Origin of the sequence: Amycolatopsis sp. cmx-11-32 (assembly GCF_047608695.1) — a bacterium.
GTDB lineage: Bacteria > Actinomycetota > Actinomycetes > Mycobacteriales > Pseudonocardiaceae > Amycolatopsis.
In genome coordinates, this window is the sequence record NZ_JADNQN010000002.1 from 684,412 (window position 1) to 707,537 (window position 23,126).

Below are 23,126 nucleotides of genomic sequence, written 5' to 3' on the forward strand. Positions count from 1 at the left end.
CTCGAGCGCATCGAAGTCACCTTCACCGACGCCACGTTCCGCTGAATCGACTCGTCGCCACGCTAGCCTGACTTCATACTCACCAGGCTGGAGGTACAGGGGTTCAAGAACCTGCTGGACGTAAGGGTCGACTTCGGTCCGTTCACCTGCATCGCGGGAGCGAACGGGATCGGCAAGTCCAACCTGTCCGACGTTATCGACTTTCTGTCGCACCTGGCGTCCGGCACCCTGATGGAAGCAGCTCAGCAGATACGCGGCCCTGCCGACGGACGGAGCGGCGACCCACGAGATCTGTTCTGGGACGGCTACGGCGACCACGAGCGTGAGATCCATATCGCGGTCGAGATGATCGTTCCGGCGACAGTCGAAGACGATCTCGGCTCACCCGCACCTGCGACCACGACGTTCCTTCGATATGAACTCGGACTCGGCTACACCCGTCCGGACGGTGAAGCAAGCGTCGGGCGGCTTGCCCTGCTGTCCGAGAAGCTCGTTCACATCAACCGAGGTGAAGCGGCTGAACATCTGAAGTTCAATCACAGCGTCAAGAGGTTCCGTAATGCCGTGCTGCTGGGACGACGGAGCGGTGGGCCGTACCTTTCGACGGGCGTTCAGGAGAGTGGCCTGGTGATCAACGTGCACGGTGACGGCGGGAGCTCAGGCAGGCCCCGACCACGCGCCGCAGCACGGGCGGGCAGAACTGTCTTGAGCACCATCACGACGAACGACCACCCGACAATTCTCGTCGCGCGCCGCGAAATGCAGAGCTGGCGAAGGCTTGCCCTCGAGCCTTCCGCGCTTCGTACACCGGACGGATTCACCGCCCCTCGTTCACTCGGCTCCGATGGCCGCCACCTCGCGGCCGCGCTCTTCCGGATTGCCCAGGACAACGTGAGCAACGAAGTCGCACCAGACGCGGACGCTGTTTACGCGCGGGTCGCCGGTCGGCTCGCCGACCTTGGCGTCGAAAGCCTCTCTGTGGAACCTGACCAGGTTCGAGAGGTAATTACGCTGTTCCTCGCGAGGAACGTGGCGGGCTCAGGCTTCCAGCACGCGCGCTCTCAGAGGGCACTCTGCATTTTCTCGCGCTGTGCGTACTACTCGAAGATCCCACAGTGACCGGGCTCATCTGTATGGAGGAGCCGGAGAACGGGATACATCCGGCCAACCTGAAGGCGATGCTCGACCTGGTCCGTGACCTTGCCGTTGACCCCGACGAACCACCGGACGCCAACAACCCGTTCCGACAGGTCATCATCAACACCCATTCGCCTGGAGTGGTCCAATTATGCAGCTGTGAAGACATCTTGGTCGCGGACAACCGACTCCAGACCGCGCCTGATGGAAGTACTACGAGGGCGCTCTCGTTACTTCCACTCGCCAGGACATGGCGAGCCAGGGAAGCCGCGGTAGTGGCCACAGACGCCGATCGGGTCGTTTACGCGACCGCTCCACCCGGAGTCCAGTTCAAGCTTCCCATGGATCTGGTCGGCTGATGAGGACTCGCGTGGGAAGGCCACTCTTGGACTCCCGAAAATCCATGAGGTCGAGAAGGTCGCCGACCCCAAAGAACTCCTGCGGTCCGCCTTGATCGCCGCGGCTGAATCGACTGGCAGACGACGCGACCGTGACGCCAAACGGTTCAATCAGCACCGGAGACAACTTCTGGAACGACTCGACAGGCACGGCCCGGTCAGCAAGCTCTCCAGCTGGCGGCAACTGTTGACCGATGTGGACGCCGTCGCGACCTGACCTCAGTTCCCGAGGCCGTTCTCGGTGGCCCACTTCTTCAACTCGGCCACGGCGTCGTCGTGCTCCAGCGGACCGCGGTCGAGCCGCAGTTCCTTCAGGTACTTCCACGCCTTGCCGACGTCCGGCCCCGGTTTGAGGTCGAGGATCCGCATGATCTCCTCGCCGTTGAGATCGGGCCGGACCCGGTCGAGGTCCTCCTGCGCCTGGATCGTCTCGATCCGCCGCTCGAGGTCGTCGTAGGTCGCCTGCAGCGCGGCCGCCTTCTTCCGGTTGCGCGTGGTGCAGTCGGCGCGCACCAGCTTGTGCAGCCGGGGCAGCAGGTCGCCGGCGTCGGTGACGTAGCGCCGCACCGCCGAATCCGTCCACTCACCCTTGCCGTACCCGTGGAACCGCAGGTGCAGGAACACGAGCTGGCTGACGTCCTGGACGATCTCCTTGGAGAACTTCAGTGCACGCAAACGCTTGCGGGCCATCTTCGCGCCGACGACCTCGTGATGGTGGAAGCTCACGCCACCGCCGGGCTGAAATTCGCGAGTCGCGGGCTTGCCGACGTCGTGCAGGAGCGCCGCGAGCCGCAGGATCAGATCCGGCTCCGACGTCGGTTCGTGAGACTTCTCCAGGTCGATCGCCTGCGCGAGGACGGTCAGCGAGTGCTGAAAGACGTCCTTGTGCTGGTGGTGCTCGTCGATCGCCAGCCGCATACCTGGCACCTCGGGCACCACGCGGTCGGCGAGGCGGGTGTCGACCAGCAGCTCGATGCCGGGCCGGGGGTCGTCCGCGAGCAGCAGCTTCGACAGTTCGGCCTGGACGCGCTCGGCGGTGATCCGGTCGATCTCCTCGGCCATCGACGTCATCGCGTCGATCACCCGCGGCGCCGCGGTGAACCCGAGCTGCGCGGAGAACCGCGCGGCCCGCAGCATGCGCAGCGGGTCGTCGGCGAAGGACTCCTGAGGGGTCGCGGGCGTGTCGAGCACCCGGTCCTGCAGCGCCTGTAGCCCGCCGTACGGGTCGACGAAGGTCTGGCTCGCGAGGTCGATCGCCATCGCGTTGACCGTGAAGTCGCGGCGGAGCAGGTCGCCCTCGATGCTGTCGCCGAAGGTGACCTCGGGGTTGCGGCCGACACGGTCGTAGCTGTCGGCGCGGAACGTGGTGATCTCCAGGGTCATGCCCTGTTTGGTCACGCCGACCGTGCCGAACGCGATGCCGACGTCCCACACCGCGTCGCCCCAGGGGCCGACGATCTTCAGCACCTGGTCCGGCCGCGCGTCGGTGGTGAAGTCGAGGTCGCTCGAGAGCCTGTCGAGCATCATGTCGCGGACGCTCCCGCCGACCAGGTACAGGCTGTAGCCCGCCTTGGCGAAGAGCTTCGCGAGTTCGTCCGCCAGCGGGGAGACGCGCATCAGCTCCGTCACAGCGTTCTGCATCGCAGTGCTCTTCCCCGCAATCACCTGCCCGGCGACCACCTTGTTCACGACAATCCCACCACGATTTGGATGTACTTACTACGACTCGGCCCAACACGGGCACGGAGAGCCAGCGTACCCGTACCGCCGTTTGCTCTAGCATCGCAGCATGTCTGGATCAGCCGGCCGCTCCGGCGCTTCGAAGCCGGGCCGCCGGCGGAGGCGCAGGCGGGGAAGGCGGCTGACCACGGTCGACGAAACCTCCGCCGGCGGCCTCGTCGTCGACGTCGAGCGGGCCAACGCCGCGCTGATCGGGCGGCTCGACCGGCACGGCAGACTGCTGTGGTCGCTGCCGAAGGGCCACATCGAGGACGATGAAACGTATGAACAGACCGCGGTGCGCGAGGTGAAGGAGGAGACCGGCATCTCCGCGCGGGTCCTCGAGCCCCTCGGCACCATCGACTACTGGTTCGTGGCCGAGCGACGACGGGTGCACAAGACGGTGCACCATTTCATCCTGGAATCCACCGGCGGCGAACTTTCGGACGAAGATGTCGAGGTGACCGAGGTCGCCTGGGTACCGCTCACCGACCTGGAGACCATTCTCGCCTACTCCGACGAGCGCAAGCTGGTCCGGAAGGCGAAAGAACTCTTCGCGCAACAGCACACCGCCGAGGGAGCACCTGAGTGAAGCGGCTTGCCGCCACTGTCCTGTCGATCCTGTTCCTGGCTCTGCCCGCGTTGTTCGGCGCGGTCGCGCAAGCGCAGGAGCAGCCCCGGCTGCGCGTGGACCTCGATCAGCTGAATCCCCGCGTGATCACCTCGACCTCGACGTCGCTCACCGTCACCGGCCGCGTCACCAACGTCGGCGACCGGCCGATCAGCAAGCTGAGCGTCCGGCTGCAGCAGGGCACCCGGCTGCAGAGCGAGCAGCAGATCGGCGACGTGCTCGCCGGTGGCAAGTTCAAGGACCAGTCGGCGACCGAGTTCGTCGACCTCGAACCGGGCACCCTGGAAGCGGGGCGGAGCGCGGCGCTGAACCTGATCGTCCCGCTCGGCCAGTCCTCGAAGCTCCAGTTCTCCAAGCCCGGTGTGTACCCGCTGCTGGTCAACGTCAACGGCACCCCGGAGTTCGGCGGGCCGGAACGGCTCGCCGCGGTCAGCCTGCTGATGCCGGTGCTCGGCGTCCCCGGCAGGGCGCCGGGGTCGCGTCCGCCGTCGCCGCCGTCGGCGAGTCTGCTGTGGCCGATCGCGAACAGCACCGTGCACGTCGTCTCGTCCCCGCTCGGCGGCCCGCTGACCCTGTCCGACGAGCGGCTGGCGGGCGAACTGAGCCCGGGCGGACGGCTGGACTCGCTGGTCGCTGCCGCGCGGGCGGCCGAGGCCGACACGAAGGTCTCGACGTCGTTGTGCCTGGCCATCGACCCCGATCTGGTCGCGACCGTGGACGGGATGGCCCGCGGCTACCAGGTCGCCACCGGCGGCGGTCCCGTCGCGGGTAAGGGCGTCGAGAGCGCGAGGAACTGGCTCGGCCAGCTGAAGGCGCTGGTCGCGGGCCGGTGCGTGGTCACCCTCCCGTTCGCCGACGCCGACCTCACCGCGCTGACGAAGGTCCGTGCCGGCGACGCGACCGACACCGCGCTCCTGGCCAGTGCGCTCGGCGGCGCCGCGACGATCAAGAACCTGCTCGGCATCCAGCCGCAGGACGGTGTGCTGTGGCCCGGCGGCGCCCTCGACTCGCAGACCGTCGAAGCGATCGGCAAGGCGGGCGTCAAGACCGTGCTGACCGACTCGGGCAAGCTCCAGTCCGATGCCCCGCTTTCGGGTGGGGTCTCGCTCGAAGGGACGAACCTCCGCGCGCAGCCGATCGACACGCTGATCGCGTCCGCGCTGAACGGCTCCGGCGGCACCCAGAACGGGCTCGGCGCGATCGCCTTCCGGGCCGGGCTCGGCGGGCAGACCACGGGGCAGGAGCGCGCACAGCTGCTGATCGCGCCGCCGAGGCACTGGGACCCGACCGGTCCCGACCTCACCACGTTCCTGGAGCGGATGGGTGAGTTCTACGCCGTCGGCCTCATCAAGTCGACGCCGTTGCCCGATCTGCTCGGCGAAAGCCCGTCCGGGACGGCGTCGGTCAACTACGACCCGCAGGACGTTTCGGCCGCGACCGGTGGCGACGTCACCGCGAAGATGTCCCAGATCGACAACGAGACGCTGGGCCTGTCGTCGGCGATGACGATGGATTCCACCAAACGAGTGAAGCCGGCCGACGTGATCGCCCCCGTCCGGCTCGCCCTCATCCGGGCCGCCTCGACCTCGTGGCGCGGCGCGGACGCCGGGACCGTCACCGGCAACGCCCGCGGTGACCTCGAAGCGATCCGCAGCCAGGTGACCGTGGAACGGCCGAAGCAGACGATCGCGCTGGCTTCCGGCGCGTCGCCGCTGCCGGCGTACATCACCAACGGCCTGCCTGTCGGCGTCAACGTCCGCACCGTGCTGAAGAACAACGTGGGCCTGCGTCCCACCGAAGCGGTCCCGGAGCGGACCGTCCCGGCCAACGGCGCCGTCAACCAGCTGCTCCCGGTCGAGGCGCTTCGAGCAGGCCGGTTCAGCGTCGACGTGACCCTGACCACGCCCGACGGGACCAAACTCGGCACCGACGCGCGGTTCGAACTGACTTCCACGGAGTACGGCGCGATCACCATCATCATCACCGTCACCGCGGCTGGCGCGTTGCTGCTGCTCTCGTCTCGCCGGATCTACCGGAGGATCAAGGACTCACGTGCCGCTCGGACGAATGAAACTGCCCCCCGTGTGACCGAGGACGCACAGGTTTAAGTGTTTCCGGCCGTCGCCGATTACCCTGGGCCGAACGATGCCACCGGGCATCACGTAGTCGAGCACCGAGGATTGGGCGCACGTTGGAAAGAGAGCCGGGTGTACCGCCCGAGCGTGCAGGCCGTCCCCGGCGCGAAGGTACTCCGCCGCCGCCCCGTCGCACGGATGGCCCAGCGCGCCGTCCGGAACGTTCAGGGCGCCCTGAACGCGCGGAACGCCGTCAGCCGCCCCCGCAGCAGGTCCCCCCGCCCGAACGCGGCGAGCGGCCGCGGCGGGCGGCACCGCCTCCTCCCCAGCAGCCGCCGGTGGACGGCCGCCGCCAGCGTGGCGCGGGCCGTACCGACGACGAGACGCGGAGGCTGAGGCCACCCCCGAACCAGGCAGCGCCGAACCAAGCACCGCCGAACCAAGCACCGCCGCGGAAGGCGCCTCCGCCCGTCGCGCCCCCGGCGCAGTCGACGCCGCCTCCGCCGACCCGTCGTCAGCAGATTCCGCCACCGCCGGGGCAACCGCTGCCGCAGCCGTCCCAGGAACCGCCCCAGAATCCACCTCAGCGCCGTCCGACGGCGCCGCAGGCGCTCAACCAGACACCGCCGCCGCCGCATCGCGGGCGCCGCCAGCCGCCACCGGTCCGCCCTTGGCAGCAGGACCGGCGCGACGAACCCGACGCGACGCGGTTCATCCCGCGCACCCCCGGCGTCCCGATGGGATCGCGCTGGCCGGTCGCCGACCCCGACGTCCTCCGCCCGTACGACCAGCTCGCCACGCAGGTCATGCCTGCGATCAAGGACGCGCCGCTGGTCAAACCGCGGCCGGGGGAGACCGGTGAACAGGACGTCGCCGCCCCGGCGAAGGCGCCGTCGATCGCGAAGTCCAGCGGCCGGATGGCGATCGCCTCGCTGATCAGCCGGATCTCCGGCTTCGCGTGGAAGCTGCTGCTGGTCGCGGCCATCGGCGCCCAGGTGGAGAACGACTCGTTCAACGTCGCCAACACGATGCCGAACATCATCTTCGAACTGCTGATGGGCGGCGTGCTGTCCAGCCTCGTGGTCCCGCTGCTCGTGCGGTCGCAGGACGACAAGGACGGCGGCGAGGCCTATACGCAGCGGCTGGTCACCGTAGCGGGCGCGCTGCTCGTCGTCGGGACGACGGTCGCGGTCTTCGCGGCACCGCTGATCACCAAGCTCTACGTGGACGACAAAGGACAGGCGAACCCCGACCTGGTCACCGCGTTCGCGTATCTGCTGTTGCCGCAGATCTTCTTCTACGGCGTGTTCGCGCTGCTCTCGGCCGTGCTGAACGCGAAGAACATCTTCGGCCCGACGGCGTGGGCGCCGGTGATCAACAACCTGGTCGTGATCTTCACGATCCTCGTGGTGTGGATCATGCCGGGGAACATCTCGACCGACCCGGTGTCGATCACCGACCCGAAACTGCTGACGCTCGGCGTCGGCGTGACCGCGGGCATCGTGGCGCAGTCGGTGCTGCTGATCCCGCCGCTGCTGCGGTCCGGTTTCAAGTTCAAGTGGCGCTGGGGCATCGACAAGCGCATGAAGGAGTTCGGCGGGCTCGCGCTGTGGACCGTCGGCTACGTCGCGGTCAGCCAGGTCGGCTACACGATCACGACACGCGTGCTGACCAGCGGTTCGCAAGGCGGTGTGACCGCCTACAGCAACGCGTGGCTGCTCTTCCAGCTGCCGTACGGCGTCATCGGGGTGTCGCTGCTGACCGCGATCATGCCGAGGATGAGCCGCGCGGCGGCCGACGGCGACCACAAGAAGCTGATCGGCGACCTCTCCTACGCTTCGCGAATCTCGACGGTGACTCTCCTGCCGATCTCCGCGGTGATGACCGTTGTGGGCGGTTCGGTCGGTATCGCCCTGTTCACCTTGGGCAAGGGCCGGGTCGAGGACGCGGCGCGGATGGGTGAGGCACTGGCGATCAGCGCGTTCGCGCTGCTGCCGTACGCGCTGGTCATGCTGCAGATGCGGGTGTTCTACGCGATGAAGGACGCGCGGACGCCGGTGCTGATCATGATCGTGATGACCGTGGTCAAGGTGCCGCTGCTCTACCTGTGCCCCGTGCTGCTGTCGCCGGACAACATCGTGCTCGGCGTGATGATGGTCAACGGCCTCACGTTCGTCGTCGGCGCGATCCTCGGCCAGGTTTGGCTGTGGGTGACCCTCGGAAATCTCCGGAGCAAGCGGATTCTCGGGGTGATCCTCTTCACGGTCGTCGCGAGCGTGCTCGGAGTCGGCGCGGCCTGGCTCGCCGGGCAGGTCGTCCCTGACTCGTTCGGGCCTACTTTCCATGCCTGGGTGAAACTTCTCCTGCAGACGGTGGTCGGGATCGCGGTCTCGTTCGGCGTGCTCATGGCCCTCAGAGTCGAGGAATTGAAGCCCGCCACGGACAGGATCACCCGGTTGATCAAGCGCGGATAACGATTCACGCACGGATGGCGCGCGTCCACGCGTCGTATTCTGGGTACCCTCGGTGCGGGAGCTACGCGGGAGAGTTGCGGTGGATACGAGACGGAGCGAACAGGCAGGGGAGGCGAGCCAGGTGGGCATCCGGGCCCAAGGCGGGTCGCTGGCCCCTGGCCGGGTCGTCGGAGACGGCCGGTATCGCCTGCTCGCACAGTTCGGGGTGGACGAACGGGCCGCCGCGCATCTTTGGCGAGCCCGCGATGGGCAGCTGAAGCGGGATGTGGCACTGACACTGCTGGTCGGTGACCCGGCGGACGCGGAAGCCGCGAGGCTCGCGCGCCGAACGCTGGAGCGTGCCGCGCACGCCTCCAAATTCGGCCACGGCGGGGTCGCGCGCGTCCTCGACGTGCTGAGCCTCGGCAGCGGAGTCACCTCGGGCGAAGGCCTGCTCGGTGTCGTCGTGGCGGAATGGACCAAGGGCAGTGACCTGGTCGACCTGGTGGCGCAGCGCCCGGTGGCGCCCGCCGCGGCGGCCCGGATGGTGCAAGCGCTGGCGGAAGCCGTCGATCACGCCCACCAGAACGGACTCGTGCTCGGCCTCGACCATCCTCAGCGCCTGCGGCTCACCCCGGACGGCGCGCTGAAGCTCGCCTTCCCGGGCCCACTACCCGAAGCGACCCTTCGCGACGACGTCAAAGCGCTCGGCGCGGTCCTGTACTTGCTGCTGACCGGCCGTTGGGCGCTTCCCGGCGGACCCCCCGCGATCCCGGCGGCTCCGCACGCGCCGACCGGCCGCGTCATCCCGCCGCGATCACTGGTCCCGACGGTCCCGGTCGAATTGTCGTCACTCGCCGTCCGCACCATCGAGGACGGTGGCCACGGCGGCATCCGCACCAGCGCTGCCATCCTGCGCGTACTGGGCCAGGTCGCCGAAGCCGAGGAGCGCACCCAGCTGATCAAGGCCGTCGGCGAAGAAGAAGCCCCCGCCGAGTCGGACGGCGCGGTCTGGACGACGAAGAAGCCGGTCAAGGACGTCGCGCGGCGCAAGAAGCTGGCGTTCGGTGTGACCGTGCTGGTCGTCGCGACCGTCGTCATCCTGGCCTGGGGCGGGATGATGCTCATCAACCTGTTCCAGGGCGAATCGAAGTCCAGCGGTCCGAACCTGAACGTCGCCGCGTCGTCGTCTTCGCAGGCTCCGCCGCCTTCGGGCGAGCAGCCCCCGCCCACCCAGCAGCTGCCCGCGTCTCCCGCATTGGGAGCCGCGGTGAAGCCGTCGGCCGTCGCTGTGTTCAATCCGGGCAGCAAGGGCGACAGCCCCGGCCGCGCCAAGAACACGACCGACGGCGACGCGGGCACCTCGTGGAAGACCGACGAGTACGACAAGCAGTTCCCGGTCCTCAAAGACGGTGTCGGGTTGGTCGTGACCTTCAAGGACCCGGTCAACCTCAGCCAGATCAAGATCGACGCGGGAAGCCCCGGCTCGAAGGTCGAGATCCGCTCCGCCGACAAGAAGAACCCGAAGCTCGACGAGACGAAGGTCGTCGGCGGCGGGGACCTGGCGGCGGGCGAATCGACCATCGCGTTGCAGCAACCTCAGCAGGGTCAGTACTTCATCATCTGGATCACTCAGCTGGGTGGAGACGAGGACAACAAGTTCGTCACCGAACTCAAAGAGCTGACCTTCCTGCCTGCGGGGTGACCTAAATCAAAGGGTCAGTAGGCTCTCCCGGGTGACAGCTGCAGCTCCCACGGACGCGGATCTCATAGCGGCGCATGCCGCTGGTGACCCGCACGCGTTCAGTGAACTGGTCCAGCGACATCGGGATCGCATGTGGGCGGTCGCCCTGCGCACCGTGCGTGATCCGGAAGAAGCCGCGGACGCCCTGCAGGACGCCTTCATCTCCGCGTTCCGCGCGGCGGGCAACTTCAGGGCCGAATCGCAAGTCACGACGTGGTTGCACCGCATCGTCGTGAACGCGTGCCTCGACCGCATCCGGCGGGGCAAGGCAAGACCGACCGTCCCACTGCCAGAGACCGGGCAGTTCAACGAGCCCGCCTCGCCGCGCGACTCGATGTCCGAGCGCGAGACGAGCCTCGTGGTCAAGGAAGCCCTCGACCAGCTTCCCGAAGAGCAACGTGCCCCGATCGTGTTGGTCGACGTCGAGGGATACTCGGTCGCTGAGACGGCGAAAATGCTCGGCATCGCCGAGGGCACGGTGAAGAGCAGGTGTGCCCGGGGTCGCGGAAAGCTCGCGAAGGTTCTCGGACATCTGCGGAACCCCGATGCGATTGCGAACGTCCCAACTCACGAAAGCAAACGGGAGCGCGCTACCCCGCAACGGGGTGCCAGGCGTCCTCAGGGCACGCCGGGTGACGGGGAGGGACGATGACAGACGAGAGCAGGGGGATCGGTGGGACCGTCGGTCCGCCGTGGTCTGTCGATGTGCTCGCCGACCTGCACGCTGGGGTGCTGGACGAGCGAGAAGCGGCCGAACTCTGGCCGTTGGTGAACGCCGACCCCGAAGCACTGGCGATCATCGAAGCACTTGAAGCGACCACGGCCGACCTCGCGGAACTCGCGAACGAGCCGGTCGCACCCATGCCGGCGGAGTTCGCCGCCAGGATCGACGCGGCGCTGGCCGCCGGGATGCGGACGTCGCCTGCGTTTCAAGGCGCACCTGAAGGGCAGCAGGCGCAGGTCGCCCCGGTGGTGGACCTCGCGGCCGCACGGCGGCGGCGGAACAAGCGGATCGGCTGGGGCGCCGGGATAGCGACCGTGGCCGCGGCGGCCATCGCCGCCATCGCGATCGTCGTCCCCACCACGCAGCAGTCGACGCCGGGAGGCGTCGCGCAGCCCCCGCCCGCACCCACCGGTCCTTCGGTCGGCGGCGACGGTGGCGGGGCCGAAGCCCTCGTCGGCAAGGCGGTCGGCGTCCGCGACTTCGGCTCGCTGAAGACCGAAGAGCGGCTCGACGCCTGTGTCGCCGCCGCCGGACTGGACCCCGACGTGCGGCCGGAGGGCATCCGGCCGGTGAACGTCGCGGGCAAGGACGGCGTGATGGTGATCTACACCACAGGCAAGCTCGCCCAGTTCCGCATCGTCGCCTTCGGTGCGGACTGCGGCCCGGGCAACGCGGCGGTCCTTTTCGACAAGATCATCGGACAGAAGTAGCAGCGGAGCGGTATCGGCGATAGCGAAGGTCCCTTGCTCCCCATGCCGGAAGCAAGGGACCTTTGCTGTCGCCGCCGCAAGGCAGGAGAAGTAGCGCCGGTCACCCCGGGAACACCGGCCCCTACGATCGTGTTGAGCCTGGTGAACAGGTCACTACGAGCGGAGGTCACGGGTGGCTGCCGAGGAGATCAGGAACCTGATCGTTGTTGGGTCGGGTCCTGCGGGGTACACCGCCGCTGTCTACGCGGCACGAGCGCAGCTCGAACCGTTGGTGTTCGAGGGCACGCAGTTCGGTGGTGCGTTGATGACGACGACGGAGGTCGAGAACTTCCCCGGCTTCCGCGAAGGCATCCAGGGTCCCGACCTCATGGAAGAGATGCGTGAGCAGGCGAAGCGTTTCGGCGCCGATCTGCGCCAGGAGGACGTCGAGTCCGTCGAGCTGACCGGTGACGTCAAGTACGTCGTCGCGAACGGAAAGCGCTACGCGGCCCGCGCGGTCGTGCTCTCGATGGGCGCCGCGGCCCGTTACCTGAACGTCCCCGGTGAGCAGGAACTGCTCGGCCGCGGTGTTTCGGCCTGTGCCACCTGCGACGGCTTCTTCTTCCGCGACCACGACATCGTGGTCGCCGGCGGCGGCGACTCCGCGATGGAGGAGGCGACCTTCCTGACGAAGTTCGCCAAGTCCGTCACGATCGTCCACCGCCGCGAAGAATTCCGCGCCTCCAAGATCATGCTGGAACGCGCCCGCGAGAACGAGAAGATCAAGTGGGCGCTCAACAAGCAGATCACCGGGGTCGAGGGTGAGGGCAAGGTCGAGGGCCTGAAGGTCAAGGACACGGTGACCGGCGAGGAGTCCCAGCTGAACGTGACCGGGTTCTTCGTCGCCATCGGTCACGACCCGCGCAGCGAACTGGTACGCGGTCAGGTGGACCTCGACGAAGACGGTTACGTGCTCACCAAGGGCCGGACCTCGTACACGAACCTTCCCGGTGTCTTCGCGGCTGGTGACCTGGTCGACCGCACCTACCGGCAGGCGATCACCGCCGCGGGTTCGGGCTGCGCCGCGGCGATCGACGCGGAACGATGGCTGGCGGAACACGCCGGTGTCGAGACCGCCCAGGAGACCCCTGAGCTGGTCGGTGGCGGCTACGGCGCCACCACCAACTGACTTTCAAGCCCGTTCTACTACCCAGGAGGAGACACCATGGCCAACACCGTGACAGTGACCGACAAGAGCTTCGTCGACGACGTGCTGACGAGTGAGAAGCCCGTCCTGGTCGACTTCTGGGCGACCTGGTGCGGTCCGTGCAAGATGGTCGCCCCGGTGCTCGAGGAGATCGCGGCGGAGAACGGCGAAAAGCTGACCATCGCGAAGCTCGACATCGACGCCAACCCGAACACTGCGCGTGACTACCAGGTGATGTCGATCCCGACGCTGATCCTGTTCCAGGGCGGCAAGCCGGTCAAGCAGATCGTCGGCGCCAAGCCGAAGGCCGCGCTGCTCTCGGATCTCGCCGACGTCCTCTGATCTCCCGTTTCACCTGCTGAAACCCGGGGCCTGCCCAGGCTCCGGGTTTCGTCGTTCGGCGGAACGGGTATCTCTCACCGCTACCGGAACACGATCAGGGCGTCCGGAAGGGTTCCTCGAACGGAGACTTGACGCACCGACCGGGCCTCCGCGCTCACCGAGAGTTCACAGGGCACAATAGAGCACCGGGGTTCGCCCCGCAGAGTTTTCAGTCGTGCATCGAGTTCGATTCGGTGCCCCAAAGGAAGAGCGAGGAGTGCATGCGGGTACTCCGCCGCGGTGACGCCGGACCGGACGTCGCCGAGATCAGGTCCACGCTGGCGGCGATGGAGCTGCTCCCGCCGGTGACCGAATCCGGGGAGTACGAGGTCTTCGACACGGCGATGGAACATGCCGTGCGCGCGTTCCAGCAGCGCCGTGGGCTCATCACCGACGGTCTGGTGGGTCCTGCGACTTATCAGGCACTTCGTGGCGCCGGCTATCACCTCGGCAGCCGCCCGCTGACTTACATGTTCTCCGCGCCCATGCAGGGTGACGACGTCTTCGCGCTCCAGGAGCGGCTGACCGAACTCGGCTTCGACGCCGGCCGCCCGGACGGGCACTTCGGCGCACAGACCGAACGCGCGCTCAAGACGTTCCAGCGCGACATGCGCCTGGTCGCCGACGGCATGTGCGGTCCGGCCACCATCCGCGAACTGCACCGGCTGTCCTCACCGCGCGCACGCGGCGGCCGCCCCGTCTTCCTGCGCGAGCAGGAGCTGGTGCGCCAGGCCGGCCCCCGGCTGCGCGGCAAGCGCATCGTGATCGACCCTGGCCACGGTGGCGAAGACCTCGGTGTCGTCGCCGGTGACCTGCTCGAAGCGGACATCGCCTGGGATCTGGCGCGACGGCTCGAAGGCCGGATGCAGGCCACGGGCATGGAGGCGCTGATCTCGCGCGGGCCGAACCAGAACCCCACCGAGGGCGAGCGTGCCAAGTTCGCAAACGAGGCGGGCGCCGACCTGTTCCTTTCGCTGCACAACGACAAGAACCCCTCGCCCAAGGCGCAGGGGGTCGCGAGCTTCCATTTCGGCACCGGCAACGGCCCCACGTCGACCGTCGGTGAGCTGCTGGCGGGCTTCATCCAGCGCGAGCTGGCTGCCCGGACCGGCATGCGCGACTGCCGCACGCACTACAAGACCTGGGAGATCTTCACCCGCACCCGCTGCCCGGCCGTGCGGATCGAGATCGGTTACCTGACCAACCCGGAAGACGGCGCCAAATTGGCCGACCCGGCCTTCCGCGACATCGTCGCCGAAGGCATCCTGGTCGCCGTGAAACGCCTGTACCTCCTCGGCGAAGGGGACCAGCCGACCGGCACGTTCACCTTCGCGGACGTCCTGGCCCACGAACTCGCCAAAGCGGAGTAGCCAGTCCTCCACACCCGCACGCGGGCGTACATTCCCCTGCCGACACCATCGGCACAACCGGTTGTGTGCCCCTTCTCCCGACCACGCCACCCCTAGCTCCACCCGGCGCGCAGCCCCCGCCCTTCCCGGGGGGCGTCCCCAAGTCCAGTCTACCCATCCACAGTTTTTCCACCGCTCCTAGCAGCGATCTGTGGATAACTCGGCGGGTTACCCACAGCTGTCCCCAAGGTGGGGGATGGCCACTGCGCGCGCCCGGAAACTCTGCTAAAGGCGTGAGACGAAGGCGTCCTTCAGTGCGAAATTCGCTACGAAGGGGGCCTTTCACGGCATCCGGAACGGCCGAACAGATCAGGCGCGACCCATGCTCGGCTCGGCGGTCGTGATGGAGACCTGGCCGAGCAACCGCTCAAGGGCCGCCTCCACGTCTTCCTTCCACGAGATCGCCGACCGCAGTTCCAGTCGCAGCCGAGGCCACCGCGGATGCGGTCGCACGGTCTTGAACCCGACACCCTGCAGGAACGCGGCGGGCAGCACACAGCTGTGCCCGCCGTCCGGATCGGTTTCGTCGGGCTTGGCGTCCCCGAAGGCCTCGATCGCGCGGACACCGCGTTTGGTCAGGTCCTTCGCGACGGCCTGCACCAGCATCCGGCCGAGGCCGCCGCCCTGGAATTCGGGGAGGATCTGGAAGGCGGTCAGCAGTACCGCGTCCGGACCGGGCGGCGAAGTCGGGAAAGCCAGCGAACGCGGCACGGCGTTCGGCGGCGCGTAGAGCACGAAGCCGACAGGCAAGGTGTCGCTGTAGACGATGCGGCCACAGGAGCCCCATTCCAGCAGGACACTGGAGACCCAGGCTTCCTTTTCGACCTCTGTCGCGCCGTATTCCTCGGCCTGCGCCTTCATATGCGGCGCCAGCTCCCAGTACACACAGCGGCGGCAGCTCTTCGGCAGATGCTCGAGGTTGTCCAGGGTTACGCCCACGACGCGACGCGACACCGGCAAACCTCCCTGAACGACGACACCGACTCAGCCCTGTCCCGAGCAGAGCTCGCTGAAGGGGTCCTGATCGAGGATAGGCCGATGTGATGAACACCGGAAGGCCAGGGCCCCTCAAGGGAGGGTGGTTACACTCGATGGAACTACCAGTCGGTAGCCACTATGTTCACTTCGAAGCACGGGTGAAGCGCCTGATGACCGAGAATCGCCCTGTCCGGCCGCAGACCGGCCGTCACAACCTCGATCCGCATCTCGACCGGTACGCCGCGCGTACGGCCGGAATGACTGCTTCCGAGATCAGGGCCTTGTTCGCGGTAGCCAGTCGCCCCGAGGTGGTATCGCTCGCCGGCGGGATGCCGAATCTCGCCGCGCTCCCGCTCGACACGTTGTCCGCGCAGGTCGGTGAACTCATCGCGCAGGACGGCCTGGTCGCACTCCAGTACGGCTCCGCGCACGGCGTCCCGGCGCTGCGCGAGCAGATCTGCGAGATCATGGCGCTCGAGGGCATCAAGGCCCACCCGGACGACGTCGTCGTGACGGTCGGCTCCCAGATGGGGCTCGACATGGTCACCCGGCTGTTCTGCGATCCGGGCGACGTCATCATCGCCGAGGGTCCGTCGTACGTCGGCGCGCTCGGTTCCTTCGCCGCGTACCAGGCGAACGTCGTCCACGTCGCGATGGACGACCACGGCCTGGTCCCCGAGGGGCTCCGTGCCGCACTCGAGGAGACCAAGAAGACGGGCCAGCGGGTCAAGTTCCTCTACACGATCCCGAACTTCCACAACCCCGGCGGCGTCACGCTGGCCGTCGAGCGCCGCGCGGAGATCGTGGAGATCTGCCGCGAACACGACATCCTCATCGTCGAAGACAACCCGTACGGTCTGCTCGGCTTCGGCGGGCAGACGTACCCGGCGCTCCGCTCGATCGACCCCGACAACGTCGTGTATCTGGGCTCGTTCTCGAAGACCTTCGCCTCCGGACTGCGCGTCGGCTGGGTACTCGCGCCGCACGCCGTCCGAGAGAAACTCGTACTCGCGGCCGAGTCCGCGACCCTTTGCCCGCCAACGCTTAACCAGTTGATCGTGTCGCGATACCTCTCGACTCATGACTGGATGGGTCAAATCAAGACCTTCCGCGAAAACTACCGGGAGCGCCGGGACGCGATCCTGTCCGCGCTCGAACAGCACATGCCCGCCGGCTGCAGCTGGACCAAACCCGAAGGCGGTTTCTACGTCTGGATGACCGTCCCCGAAGGCGTGGACACAAAGGCGATGTTGCCGAGAGCCGTCACCGCCCGGGTGGCGTACGCCTCCGGAACCGGTTTCTACGCCGATGGCTTCGGCAGCAGACAGCTGCGTCTTTCCTACTGTTACCCGACACCCGAGCGGATCCGCGAAGGCGTCCGACGGCTCGCCGCGGTGCTCGAGACCGAAATGGACCTTGCGCGTACCTTCGGTAACGTGAGCCCACGCTCGATCTCGGGGCCGCAGAACCCCTCCCCGGACACGGTCTGATCGACCGGATGTCCTCATAGACACAAAGGAGTCCTCGGTGGTCGACCGCACCGTTGCCGTACTCGCAGGCGGACTTTCCCACGAACGCGATGTCTCTCTCCGCTCCGGGCGGCGGCTCTCGGTCTCGCTGCGGGCGGAGGGTCTCATCGTCGAGGAGTGGGACACCGACGCGGGCTTGCTCGAACGTCTTCGCACTCAGCGCCCCGACGCGGCCATCATCGCCCTTCACGGTGGTGAGGGGGAGAACGGCGCGGTGCAGACGGTGCTGGAAATGCTCGACGTGCCCTATGTCGGCACCAGTTCGCAGGGCTGCCGCCGCGCATGGGACAAGCCGACGGCTAAGGCGCTGGTCGCCAACGCGGGCTTCACCACGCCGGACTGGGTCGTGCTGCCGCACAGCACCTTCCGTGAACTCGGCGCGCAGGCCGTGCTGGACGCGATGGTCGAGACGCTGGGCCTGCCTCTGATCCTCAAGCCCGACCAGGGTGGTTCGGCTTTGGGCGCCCAGGTCGTCAAGGAAGCCGCGGAGATGCCAGCCGCGATGGTCGGCTGCTTCGCGTACGGGGACACCGTTCTCGCCGAGAAGTTCGTGACCGGCGTCGAAGTGGCCGTGACGGTCATCGAAGGCACCGAGGGCCCCGAAGCCCTGCCCGCGGTCGAGATCGTGCCGGAAAGCGGCGTGTACGACTACACCGCTCGCTACACCGCCGGTTTGACCGACTTCTTCACTCCGGCAAGGATCTCTGACGACGCCGCCAAGGCGGTCAGCGAACTGGCCATCGCGGTGCACCGTCAACTCGGGCTTCGCGACATCTCACGCACCGATGCCGTGGTCACCGAGGACGGCACCGTCTACTTCCTCGCGGTGAACCCTTCACCGGGTCTCACCGAAACGTCCATCGTGCCCATGGCGATCGAAGCCGCCGGCGCCACCCTCGGATCGGTCTTCGCCGACCTCGTCGGACGAGCGGTTTCCCGCAAGAGCTGACCTGAACACGACGAAGGGGACTTGCCCACCGCGGGCGAGTCCCCTTTCTCATTCCTGGGCTGGGTTCGGCGACCGGACGGTCTCGCACGGGACCTCGTGCTTTTCCAAAATCGACAGGTAGCCGTCGACCCGCTCGATGAAGACGCGGGCCGTCGCCTTGAACCACGCTGCGGCCCCGGAATTTATCTCGGCGTCGTAGACGCTGGGGTCAGTGTGTGCGGGGTTGATGAAGTTCGCGTCGTACCAGTCGTTGTTCGTCCGGCGGAAGGCTTCCTGCTCGGCGGTGAGGAAGCCTGTGCGAGCGAACCCATTAACGAGACCGAAGACGCCGGCGAAGATTCCCCGCTCATCGCCGTGGCCACCCGCGCGCCACCTCGTCGACGGTCAGTTTCACGGGAAACAACTTGCCCTTAGATCAAGCACTCTACGTTACTCCATCATGATCGGTAAGCAATCGTCACCGTGACAAAACAACCCGGTGTGATCCCTAATCGGTTTCGGATGTCTGATTTGCCTGGTTTTTGTCCATGAGTGCCACGATACGTTCGAGATCGTCTACGGACCCGAATTCGAGCGTGATCCGGCCCTTGCGGCGGCCCAGGTCGACCTTCACCCGGGTGTCGAATCGGTCCGAAAGCCGGTTCGCCAGTTCCTGGAGACCAGGCGCCTGGATCGGCTTGCGGGGAGCGGGCTTCGGTTTGGGCGGCTTCTCGCTCTTCTTGAGCGTGACGGCTTCCTCGGTCGCGCGGACCGACATACCCTCCGCGACGATCCGTACAGCCAGCTCTTCTTGAGCGTCGGCGTCTTCGAGAGAGAGCAACGCCCGCGCGTGTCCCGCCGAAAGCACGCCCGCCGCGACCCGTCGCTGGACCGCGAGGGGGAGTTTGAGCAAACGGATCGTGTTCGTGATGACCGGGCGGCTGCGCCCGATCCGGCCGGCCAGCTCCTCATGCGTAACCGCGAACTCGTCGAGCAGCTGCTGATACGCGGCCGCCTCTTCGAGCGGGTTGAGCTGAACGCGGTGGATGTTCTCGAGCAGCGCGTCACGCAGCATCGCGTCGTCGGCGGTCTGGCGGACGATCGCCGGGATCGCCTCCAGCCCCGCCAGCTGCGACGCGCGCAGCCGCCGCTCGCCCATGACGAGTTCGTATTCATCGGTTCCGAGCTCACGGACCACGATGGGCTGCATGAGCCCGAATGCGCGGATCGAGTGTTCCAGCTCGTTGAGCGCGTCTTCGTCGAAGACCTGCCGCGGCTGCTTCGGGTTCGGTTTGATCTGGCTGACCGGCACCTCGCGGTAGACCGCACCGGCCACCGCTCCGCCGTGCGAACCGGCCGCACCGTTGGCCGCGAACCAGCCCTTGTCGTCCGGCCCCGCCGGACCGGCCGGACCGGGCGGAGGATCGGGGGTCGCGGCGGAACCGTTCTCGGCCGGGGCCGTAGAGCCGGGTGGCGGACCGGTGGGGATCAGGGCGGCGAGCCCGCGTCCGAGCCCCCCTCTGCGCTCACTCATGCCGTACCGCTCCTTTCTTTCATCTCCGCCCCACGCTGGGCGATCTCCTTCGCCGCGTCCACGTAGCTCATCGCCCCCCGGGAACCCGGGTCGTACGCGAGGACCGTCTGGCCGTATCCAGGCGCCTCGGAGACCTTCACACTGCGCGGGATCACCGTCTTGAGCACAGTGTCCCCGAAGTGGTTCCGGACCTCGTTCGTCACCTGATCGGCCAGCTTCGTCCGGCCGTCGTACATGGTGAGCAAAATCGTGGAGACGATGAGTTCGCGGTTCAGGTGCTTCTGGACGAGCTCGATGTTGCTCAGCAGCTGCCCCAGCCCTTCGAGCGCGTAGTACTCACACTGGATCGGGATGAGCACCTCCTGCGCGGCGACCATCGCGTTGACGGTCAGCAGACCAAGCGACGGTGGGCAGTCGATGAAGACGTAGTCGACGTCGATCTCGTCGAGGATCTCGGATGAGAGCGCCTCCTTGAGCCGCATCTCGCGGGACGCCATCGACACGAGTTCGATCTCGGCGCCTGCCAGGTCGATGGTCGCGGGCACGCAGTAGAGGTTCTCCGACTGCTCGCTCTGCGCGGCCGCCTCGGCGAGTGTGACCTCACCGATCAGCACCTCGTAGATCGACGGCGTGCCGGAACGGTGGTCGATGTCGAGCGCGGTGCTCGCGTTGCCCTGGGGGTCGAGGTCGATCACGAGCGTCTTGAGCCCGTGGACGGCCAGGGCGGCGGCGAGGTTCACCGTGCTCGTCGTTTTGCCGACGCCGCCCTTCTGGTTGGCGACCGTCAGCACGCGCCGGCGGTTCGGGCGGGGGAGTGCCCCCTTCTTGGGGTGCAGCACGCTGGCGGCCCGGACGGCCTCATCAGCGATCGGCGTCCAGCCGAGCTCATTGCCAGTGGCCGCAGGGTCGGACGGTGGGGGAGTCACCGGGTCTCGAGCCTCCTCTGTATTAGACGTGGGAGTCGTTCTGCGATGTTTCACGTGGAACTGGTCTAGCTTCGCCTGCCGCGCGGCCTAGACGATTTCGAAGGCAGGCGGTGGATCACGACGACCGTGCTGGGAACCTCAAGCACCTGGGTGCCGCACGCGAAGACTTCCGGCTCGTCACCGCCGGCCTTCCGGACGGCGACGCGATCGCGTTCGATTTCCTCTCCGGCGCTCGCTCCCTTGAGAGCGACCAGAGTGCCTTGGGAACGCACGAGCGGGAGGCACCAGCTCGCGAGCCGGGCCAAGGGGGCGACCGCCCGGGCGGTGACGACATCCGCGCCACCGAGCTCCTCGCGTACCTGCCGCTCTTCCGCGCGCCCGCGAACAACGGTGATCGGGAGTTCCAGCTTCTCGGCAACCTCGGTCAGCCAGTCGACCCGGCGGGCCATCGGTTCGAGGAGAACGATATCGAGGTCCGGTCGGCTGATCGCGAGTGGTACACCCGGAAGCCCCGCTCCCGATCCGACGTCGACCACGCGGGCGCCGCCGGGGATCCGCTCGCCGATCACAGCGGAGTTCAAGACGTGCCGTTCCCACAGCCGGTCGACTTCACGGGGACCGATGAGCCCGCGCTCGACGCCGTGGCGCTCCAGGAGTTCGACGTAGCCGATGGCTTGCTCGACGCAATCTCCGAACACCTCCGACGCCGCACTCCGTACCGATGCGGCGACCCCGTCCAAGCCCACTCTTGCTCCTCAACCTCGACGCCGTTTCACGTGAAACGCGCTCCACTGATTGTCCATGACGCTGACCGCAAAGCGGGGAGACAGACCGGAGTTGTGGACAACTCCACTCGTCTCGACAACGACGGGTGGCGTTTCACGTGAAACGCCACCCGTGTAATTCACCGGAAAAAGAAGTGGCCCACCGGATCACCGGTGGGCCACTTCTTCCGAGAGAACTCTCAGGCGGGGAAGACGACGACCCGACGTTTCGGGTCCTCTCCTTCGCTCTCGCTCTTGACCCCGTCGACAGCGGCGACAGCGTCGTGCACGACCTTCCGCTCAAACGGGCTCATCGGCTGCAGCCGGACACGCTCGCCGGAAGAGACCACCGTCTCGGCGGTCGAGCGGCCGAGTTCGCGCAGCTCCTCGCGGCGGTCCGCGCGCCAGCCCGCGACGTCCAGCATCAGGCGGCTCCGCGAACCGGTCTCCTGCTGCACCGCCAGTCGCGTCAGCTCCTGGAGCGCCTCGAGCACGGTGCCGCGCGGGCCGACGAGCTTCTCCAGGTCCTCGCCCCCGTCGATGCTGACGATCGCGCGGCCCGCTTCGACATCGAGGTCGATGTCGCCGTCGTAGTCCAGAAGGTCGAGCAGCCGCTCAAGGTAATCGCCGGCGATGTCGCCTTCCTTCACGAGTACGTCGTCGTCGACACCTCGCTTACCGCTGGTCTCCGCAGCCGTGTCCTCGACCTCGGACGCGCTGTTCTCCTCGGCGTCGATCGTGTCGATCGTCTCCGCCATTGTTGGTCTCCTCTCCAGGCCGGATCGGCGTCAGCGACGCTTCCGGCCCGATTTCTTGGTCGAGTCCGAGATGAGACCGGGCAGGTCCGCGCCGTTCTCCTTCGAGCCGTTCGTCGACTGCTCGGCTGATGCGTTCGTGTCGTCCTTCTTCGCCGCGGTGGACGAGCCGGTCTGAGCGAAGCCGTGGGGCGAGCCGGCCTTCTTGACCTGACCGCCGGAGGACGGCTTGTTCCGCTTCTGCTGGACCGGCTTCTGGCCGGGACGCGGCGCGGTCGGCCTCTGGCCCGGCTTCGGACCGAGATTCGCGCGCTTCTCTTTCTCGGCTTCCTTGCGGGCCGCTTCTTCCTTGTCGATCTTGGTGTAGACGAGACGCTGCTGCATCAGGGTCCAGCCGTTGTTGGCGAGCCAGTACAGGAGCAGACCGAGCGGGAACAGTGCACCGAAGATGAGCACACCGATCGGGAAGACGTACATCGTCAGCTTGTTCATCATCGCGGTCTGCGGGGTCGCCGACTCGGGGTTCTGCCGCTGGACCGAGTGGCGAGCGGTGAGGTGCGTGGCGATGCTGGCGACGATCATCAGGGGGATCGCGACGGGGGCGACGTGCCAGTGGAAGCCCGTCGCCGCGTTACCGCCACTGACCATGTCGACACCGGTGTAGATGGCGTCGCCGAGGTTGACGCCGAAGATCTTCGCGTTGACGTAGGAATCGACGCCGGCCTTGTCGAAGAAGTAGTTCTCGGTCTTCGCCTCGAACGGTCCGTACGGGTTGATGGTGAACATCCGCAGGACGTGGTTCAGGCCGATGAAGACCGGGATCTGAAGCAGCATCGGGAGGCAGCTGCCCAGCGGGTTGACGCCGTGCTCCTTCTGGAGCTTCTGCATCTCCATCGCCTGGCGCTGCCGGTCGTTCGCGTACTTCTTCTGCACCTTCTTCATTTCCGGTGCGAAGTCCTGCATCTTCTTCATCGACCGGACCTGGTTCACGAACGGCTTGAACATGATGCCGCGGACGGTGAACGTCAGGAAGATGATCGCGAGGATCCACGAAACCGCGTTCGCCTCGCCGAAGACTTGCCCGAAGACCCAGTGCCAACACCACAAGATGAAGGACACGGGGTAGTAGATGAAGTCGAGCACTG

The 23,126-nt window shown here is 67.2% G+C and carries 20 protein-coding genes; 13 read left to right on the forward strand and 7 right to left on the reverse strand.

Annotated features, from left to right (window positions below; translation table 11 throughout):
• Positions 1 to 231: 231 nt before the first annotated feature.
• Positions 232 to 1,119 (forward strand): hypothetical protein, encoded by an 888-nt coding sequence (locus ACM6LR_RS07995; protein WP_414943476.1) that lies wholly within the window; start codon positions 232 to 234, stop codon positions 1,117 to 1,119.
• Entirely contained in the window at positions 1,074 to 1,496 is a 423-nt protein-coding gene (locus ACM6LR_RS08000) for an AAA family ATPase (RefSeq protein ID WP_414937102.1), read from the forward strand. Before ACM6LR_RS07995 ends, ACM6LR_RS08000 begins: the two co-directional genes overlap by 46 nt.
• Before the next feature lie 258 nt (positions 1,497 to 1,754).
• Here the strand turns inward: ACM6LR_RS08000 and ACM6LR_RS08005 are convergent, their stop codons facing one another.
• Positions 1,755 to 3,176 carry a CCA tRNA nucleotidyltransferase gene (locus ACM6LR_RS08005; RefSeq protein WP_414936537.1) on the reverse strand — a complete coding sequence of 474 codons (1,422 nt, stop codon included), beginning with the start codon at positions 3,174 to 3,176 and terminating at the stop codon, positions 1,755 to 1,757.
• A gap of 148 nt (positions 3,177 to 3,324) precedes the next feature.
• Between ACM6LR_RS08005 and ACM6LR_RS08010 the strand changes: the two genes are divergently transcribed.
• The 9 genes from ACM6LR_RS08010 (at position 3,325) to ACM6LR_RS08050 (ending at position 14,528) form a co-directional block, all read left to right on the forward strand.
• Positions 3,325 to 3,846: an NUDIX hydrolase gene (locus tag ACM6LR_RS08010; RefSeq protein ID WP_414936536.1), complete on the forward strand. Its 522-nt coding sequence runs from the start codon at positions 3,325 to 3,327 to the stop codon at positions 3,844 to 3,846.
• Complete coding sequence (locus ACM6LR_RS08015) at positions 3,843 to 5,993, forward strand: DUF6049 family protein (RefSeq protein ID WP_414936535.1); 2,151 nt, start codon at positions 3,843 to 3,845, stop codon at positions 5,991 to 5,993. Before ACM6LR_RS08010 ends, ACM6LR_RS08015 begins: the two co-directional genes overlap by 4 nt.
• A gap of 305 nt (positions 5,994 to 6,298) precedes the next feature.
• A complete protein-coding gene (gene murJ, locus ACM6LR_RS08020) occupies positions 6,299 to 8,434 on the forward strand; it encodes a murein biosynthesis integral membrane protein MurJ (protein WP_414936534.1) in 2,136 nt (711 codons plus the stop codon).
• Positions 8,435 to 8,555: 121 nt separating this feature from the next.
• The gene (locus ACM6LR_RS08025) at positions 8,556 to 10,118 is read left to right on the forward strand and encodes a protein kinase family protein (RefSeq protein ID WP_414943535.1); all 1,563 of its coding nucleotides are present in this window, start codon (positions 8,556 to 8,558) and stop codon (positions 10,116 to 10,118) included.
• Between the two features lie 31 nt (positions 10,119 to 10,149).
• Complete coding sequence (gene sigM / locus ACM6LR_RS08030) at positions 10,150 to 10,809, forward strand: RNA polymerase sigma factor SigM (protein ID WP_037308644.1); 660 nt, start codon at positions 10,150 to 10,152, stop codon at positions 10,807 to 10,809.
• Entirely contained in the window at positions 10,806 to 11,591 is a 786-nt protein-coding gene (locus ACM6LR_RS08035; protein ID WP_414943477.1) for a hypothetical protein, read from the forward strand. Before sigM ends, ACM6LR_RS08035 begins: the two co-directional genes overlap by 4 nt.
• A 172-nt stretch (positions 11,592 to 11,763) precedes the next feature.
• Entirely contained in the window at positions 11,764 to 12,759 is a 996-nt protein-coding gene (trxB, locus tag ACM6LR_RS08040) for a thioredoxin-disulfide reductase (protein WP_414943478.1), read from the forward strand.
• A gap of 36 nt (positions 12,760 to 12,795) precedes the next feature.
• Entirely contained in the window at positions 12,796 to 13,119 is a 324-nt protein-coding gene (trxA, locus tag ACM6LR_RS08045; protein WP_076163850.1) for a thioredoxin, read from the forward strand.
• Positions 13,120 to 13,379: 260 nt separating this feature from the next.
• A complete protein-coding gene (locus tag ACM6LR_RS08050; protein WP_414936531.1) occupies positions 13,380 to 14,528 on the forward strand; it encodes an N-acetylmuramoyl-L-alanine amidase in 1,149 nt (382 codons plus the stop codon).
• A gap of 348 nt (positions 14,529 to 14,876) precedes the next feature.
• Here the strand turns inward: ACM6LR_RS08050 and ACM6LR_RS08055 are convergent, their stop codons facing one another.
• Positions 14,877 to 15,521, reverse strand: coding sequence for a GNAT family N-acetyltransferase (locus tag ACM6LR_RS08055; protein ID WP_414936530.1), 645 nt, complete (start codon positions 15,519 to 15,521; stop codon positions 14,877 to 14,879).
• A gap of 194 nt (positions 15,522 to 15,715) precedes the next feature.
• Here ACM6LR_RS08055 and ACM6LR_RS08060 point away from each other — a divergent pair, with 194 nt between their 5' ends.
• Together ACM6LR_RS08060 and ACM6LR_RS08065 are read left to right on the forward strand one after the other, a co-directional pair.
• On the forward strand, positions 15,716 to 17,035 hold the full coding sequence (locus ACM6LR_RS08060; protein ID WP_414943479.1) for a PLP-dependent aminotransferase family protein: 1,320 nt from the start codon (positions 15,716 to 15,718) through the stop codon (positions 17,033 to 17,035).
• 37 nt (positions 17,036 to 17,072) lie between these two features.
• Positions 17,073 to 18,023, forward strand: coding sequence for a D-alanine--D-alanine ligase family protein (locus tag ACM6LR_RS08065; RefSeq protein WP_414943480.1), 951 nt, complete (start codon positions 17,073 to 17,075; stop codon positions 18,021 to 18,023).
• 487 nt (positions 18,024 to 18,510) lie between these two features.
• On the opposite strand, the gene ACM6LR_RS08070 is transcribed toward ACM6LR_RS08065, so the two are convergent.
• The 5 genes from ACM6LR_RS08070 to yidC all read right to left on the reverse strand — a co-directional run bounded on the left by ACM6LR_RS08070 (position 18,511) and on the right by yidC (position 23,124).
• The gene (locus tag ACM6LR_RS08070) at positions 18,511 to 19,536 is read right to left on the reverse strand and encodes a ParB/RepB/Spo0J family partition protein (RefSeq protein ID WP_414936527.1); all 1,026 of its coding nucleotides are present in this window, start codon (positions 19,534 to 19,536) and stop codon (positions 18,511 to 18,513) included.
• The gene (locus ACM6LR_RS08075; protein WP_414943481.1) at positions 19,533 to 20,462 is read right to left on the reverse strand and encodes a ParA family protein; all 930 of its coding nucleotides are present in this window, start codon (positions 20,460 to 20,462) and stop codon (positions 19,533 to 19,535) included. Before ACM6LR_RS08075 ends, ACM6LR_RS08070 begins: the two co-directional genes overlap by 4 nt.
• A 65-nt stretch (positions 20,463 to 20,527) precedes the next feature.
• Positions 20,528 to 21,208, reverse strand: a complete 681-nt coding sequence (gene rsmG, locus ACM6LR_RS08080) for a 16S rRNA (guanine(527)-N(7))-methyltransferase RsmG (protein ID WP_414936525.1) — start codon at positions 21,206 to 21,208, stop codon at positions 20,528 to 20,530.
• 218 nt (positions 21,209 to 21,426) lie between these two features.
• A complete protein-coding gene (locus tag ACM6LR_RS08085) occupies positions 21,427 to 21,984 on the reverse strand; it encodes a protein jag (RefSeq protein ID WP_414936524.1) in 558 nt (185 codons plus the stop codon).
• Positions 21,985 to 22,014: 30 nt separating this feature from the next.
• A complete protein-coding gene (gene yidC, locus ACM6LR_RS08090; RefSeq protein WP_414936523.1) occupies positions 22,015 to 23,124 on the reverse strand; it encodes a membrane protein insertase YidC in 1,110 nt (369 codons plus the stop codon).
• Positions 23,125 to 23,126: the final 2 nt, after the last annotated feature.

Coding starts and splice junctions, on each gene's coding strand:
- ACM6LR_RS08060 (WP_414943479.1), top strand. CDS start 15,716: ATGACCGAGAATCGCCCTGTCCGGCCGCAGACCGGCCGTCACAACCTC.
- trxA (WP_076163850.1), top strand. CDS start 12,796: ATGGCCAACACCGTGACAGTGACCGACAAGAGCTTCGTCGACGACGTG.
- ACM6LR_RS08085 (WP_414936524.1), bottom strand. CDS start 21,984: ATGGCGGAGACGATCGACACGATCGACGCCGAGGAGAACAGCGCGTCC.
- ACM6LR_RS08070 (WP_414936527.1), bottom strand. CDS start 19,536: ATGAGTGAGCGCAGAGGGGGGCTCGGACGCGGGCTCGCCGCCCTGATC.
- ACM6LR_RS07995 (WP_414943476.1), top strand. CDS start 232: ATGGAAGCAGCTCAGCAGATACGCGGCCCTGCCGACGGACGGAGCGGC.
- ACM6LR_RS08050 (WP_414936531.1), top strand. CDS start 13,380: ATGCGGGTACTCCGCCGCGGTGACGCCGGACCGGACGTCGCCGAGATC.
- ACM6LR_RS08005 (WP_414936537.1), bottom strand. CDS start 3,176: ATGCAGAACGCTGTGACGGAGCTGATGCGCGTCTCCCCGCTGGCGGAC.
- ACM6LR_RS08010 (WP_414936536.1), top strand. CDS start 3,325: ATGTCTGGATCAGCCGGCCGCTCCGGCGCTTCGAAGCCGGGCCGCCGG.
- ACM6LR_RS08035 (WP_414943477.1), top strand. CDS start 10,806: ATGACAGACGAGAGCAGGGGGATCGGTGGGACCGTCGGTCCGCCGTGG.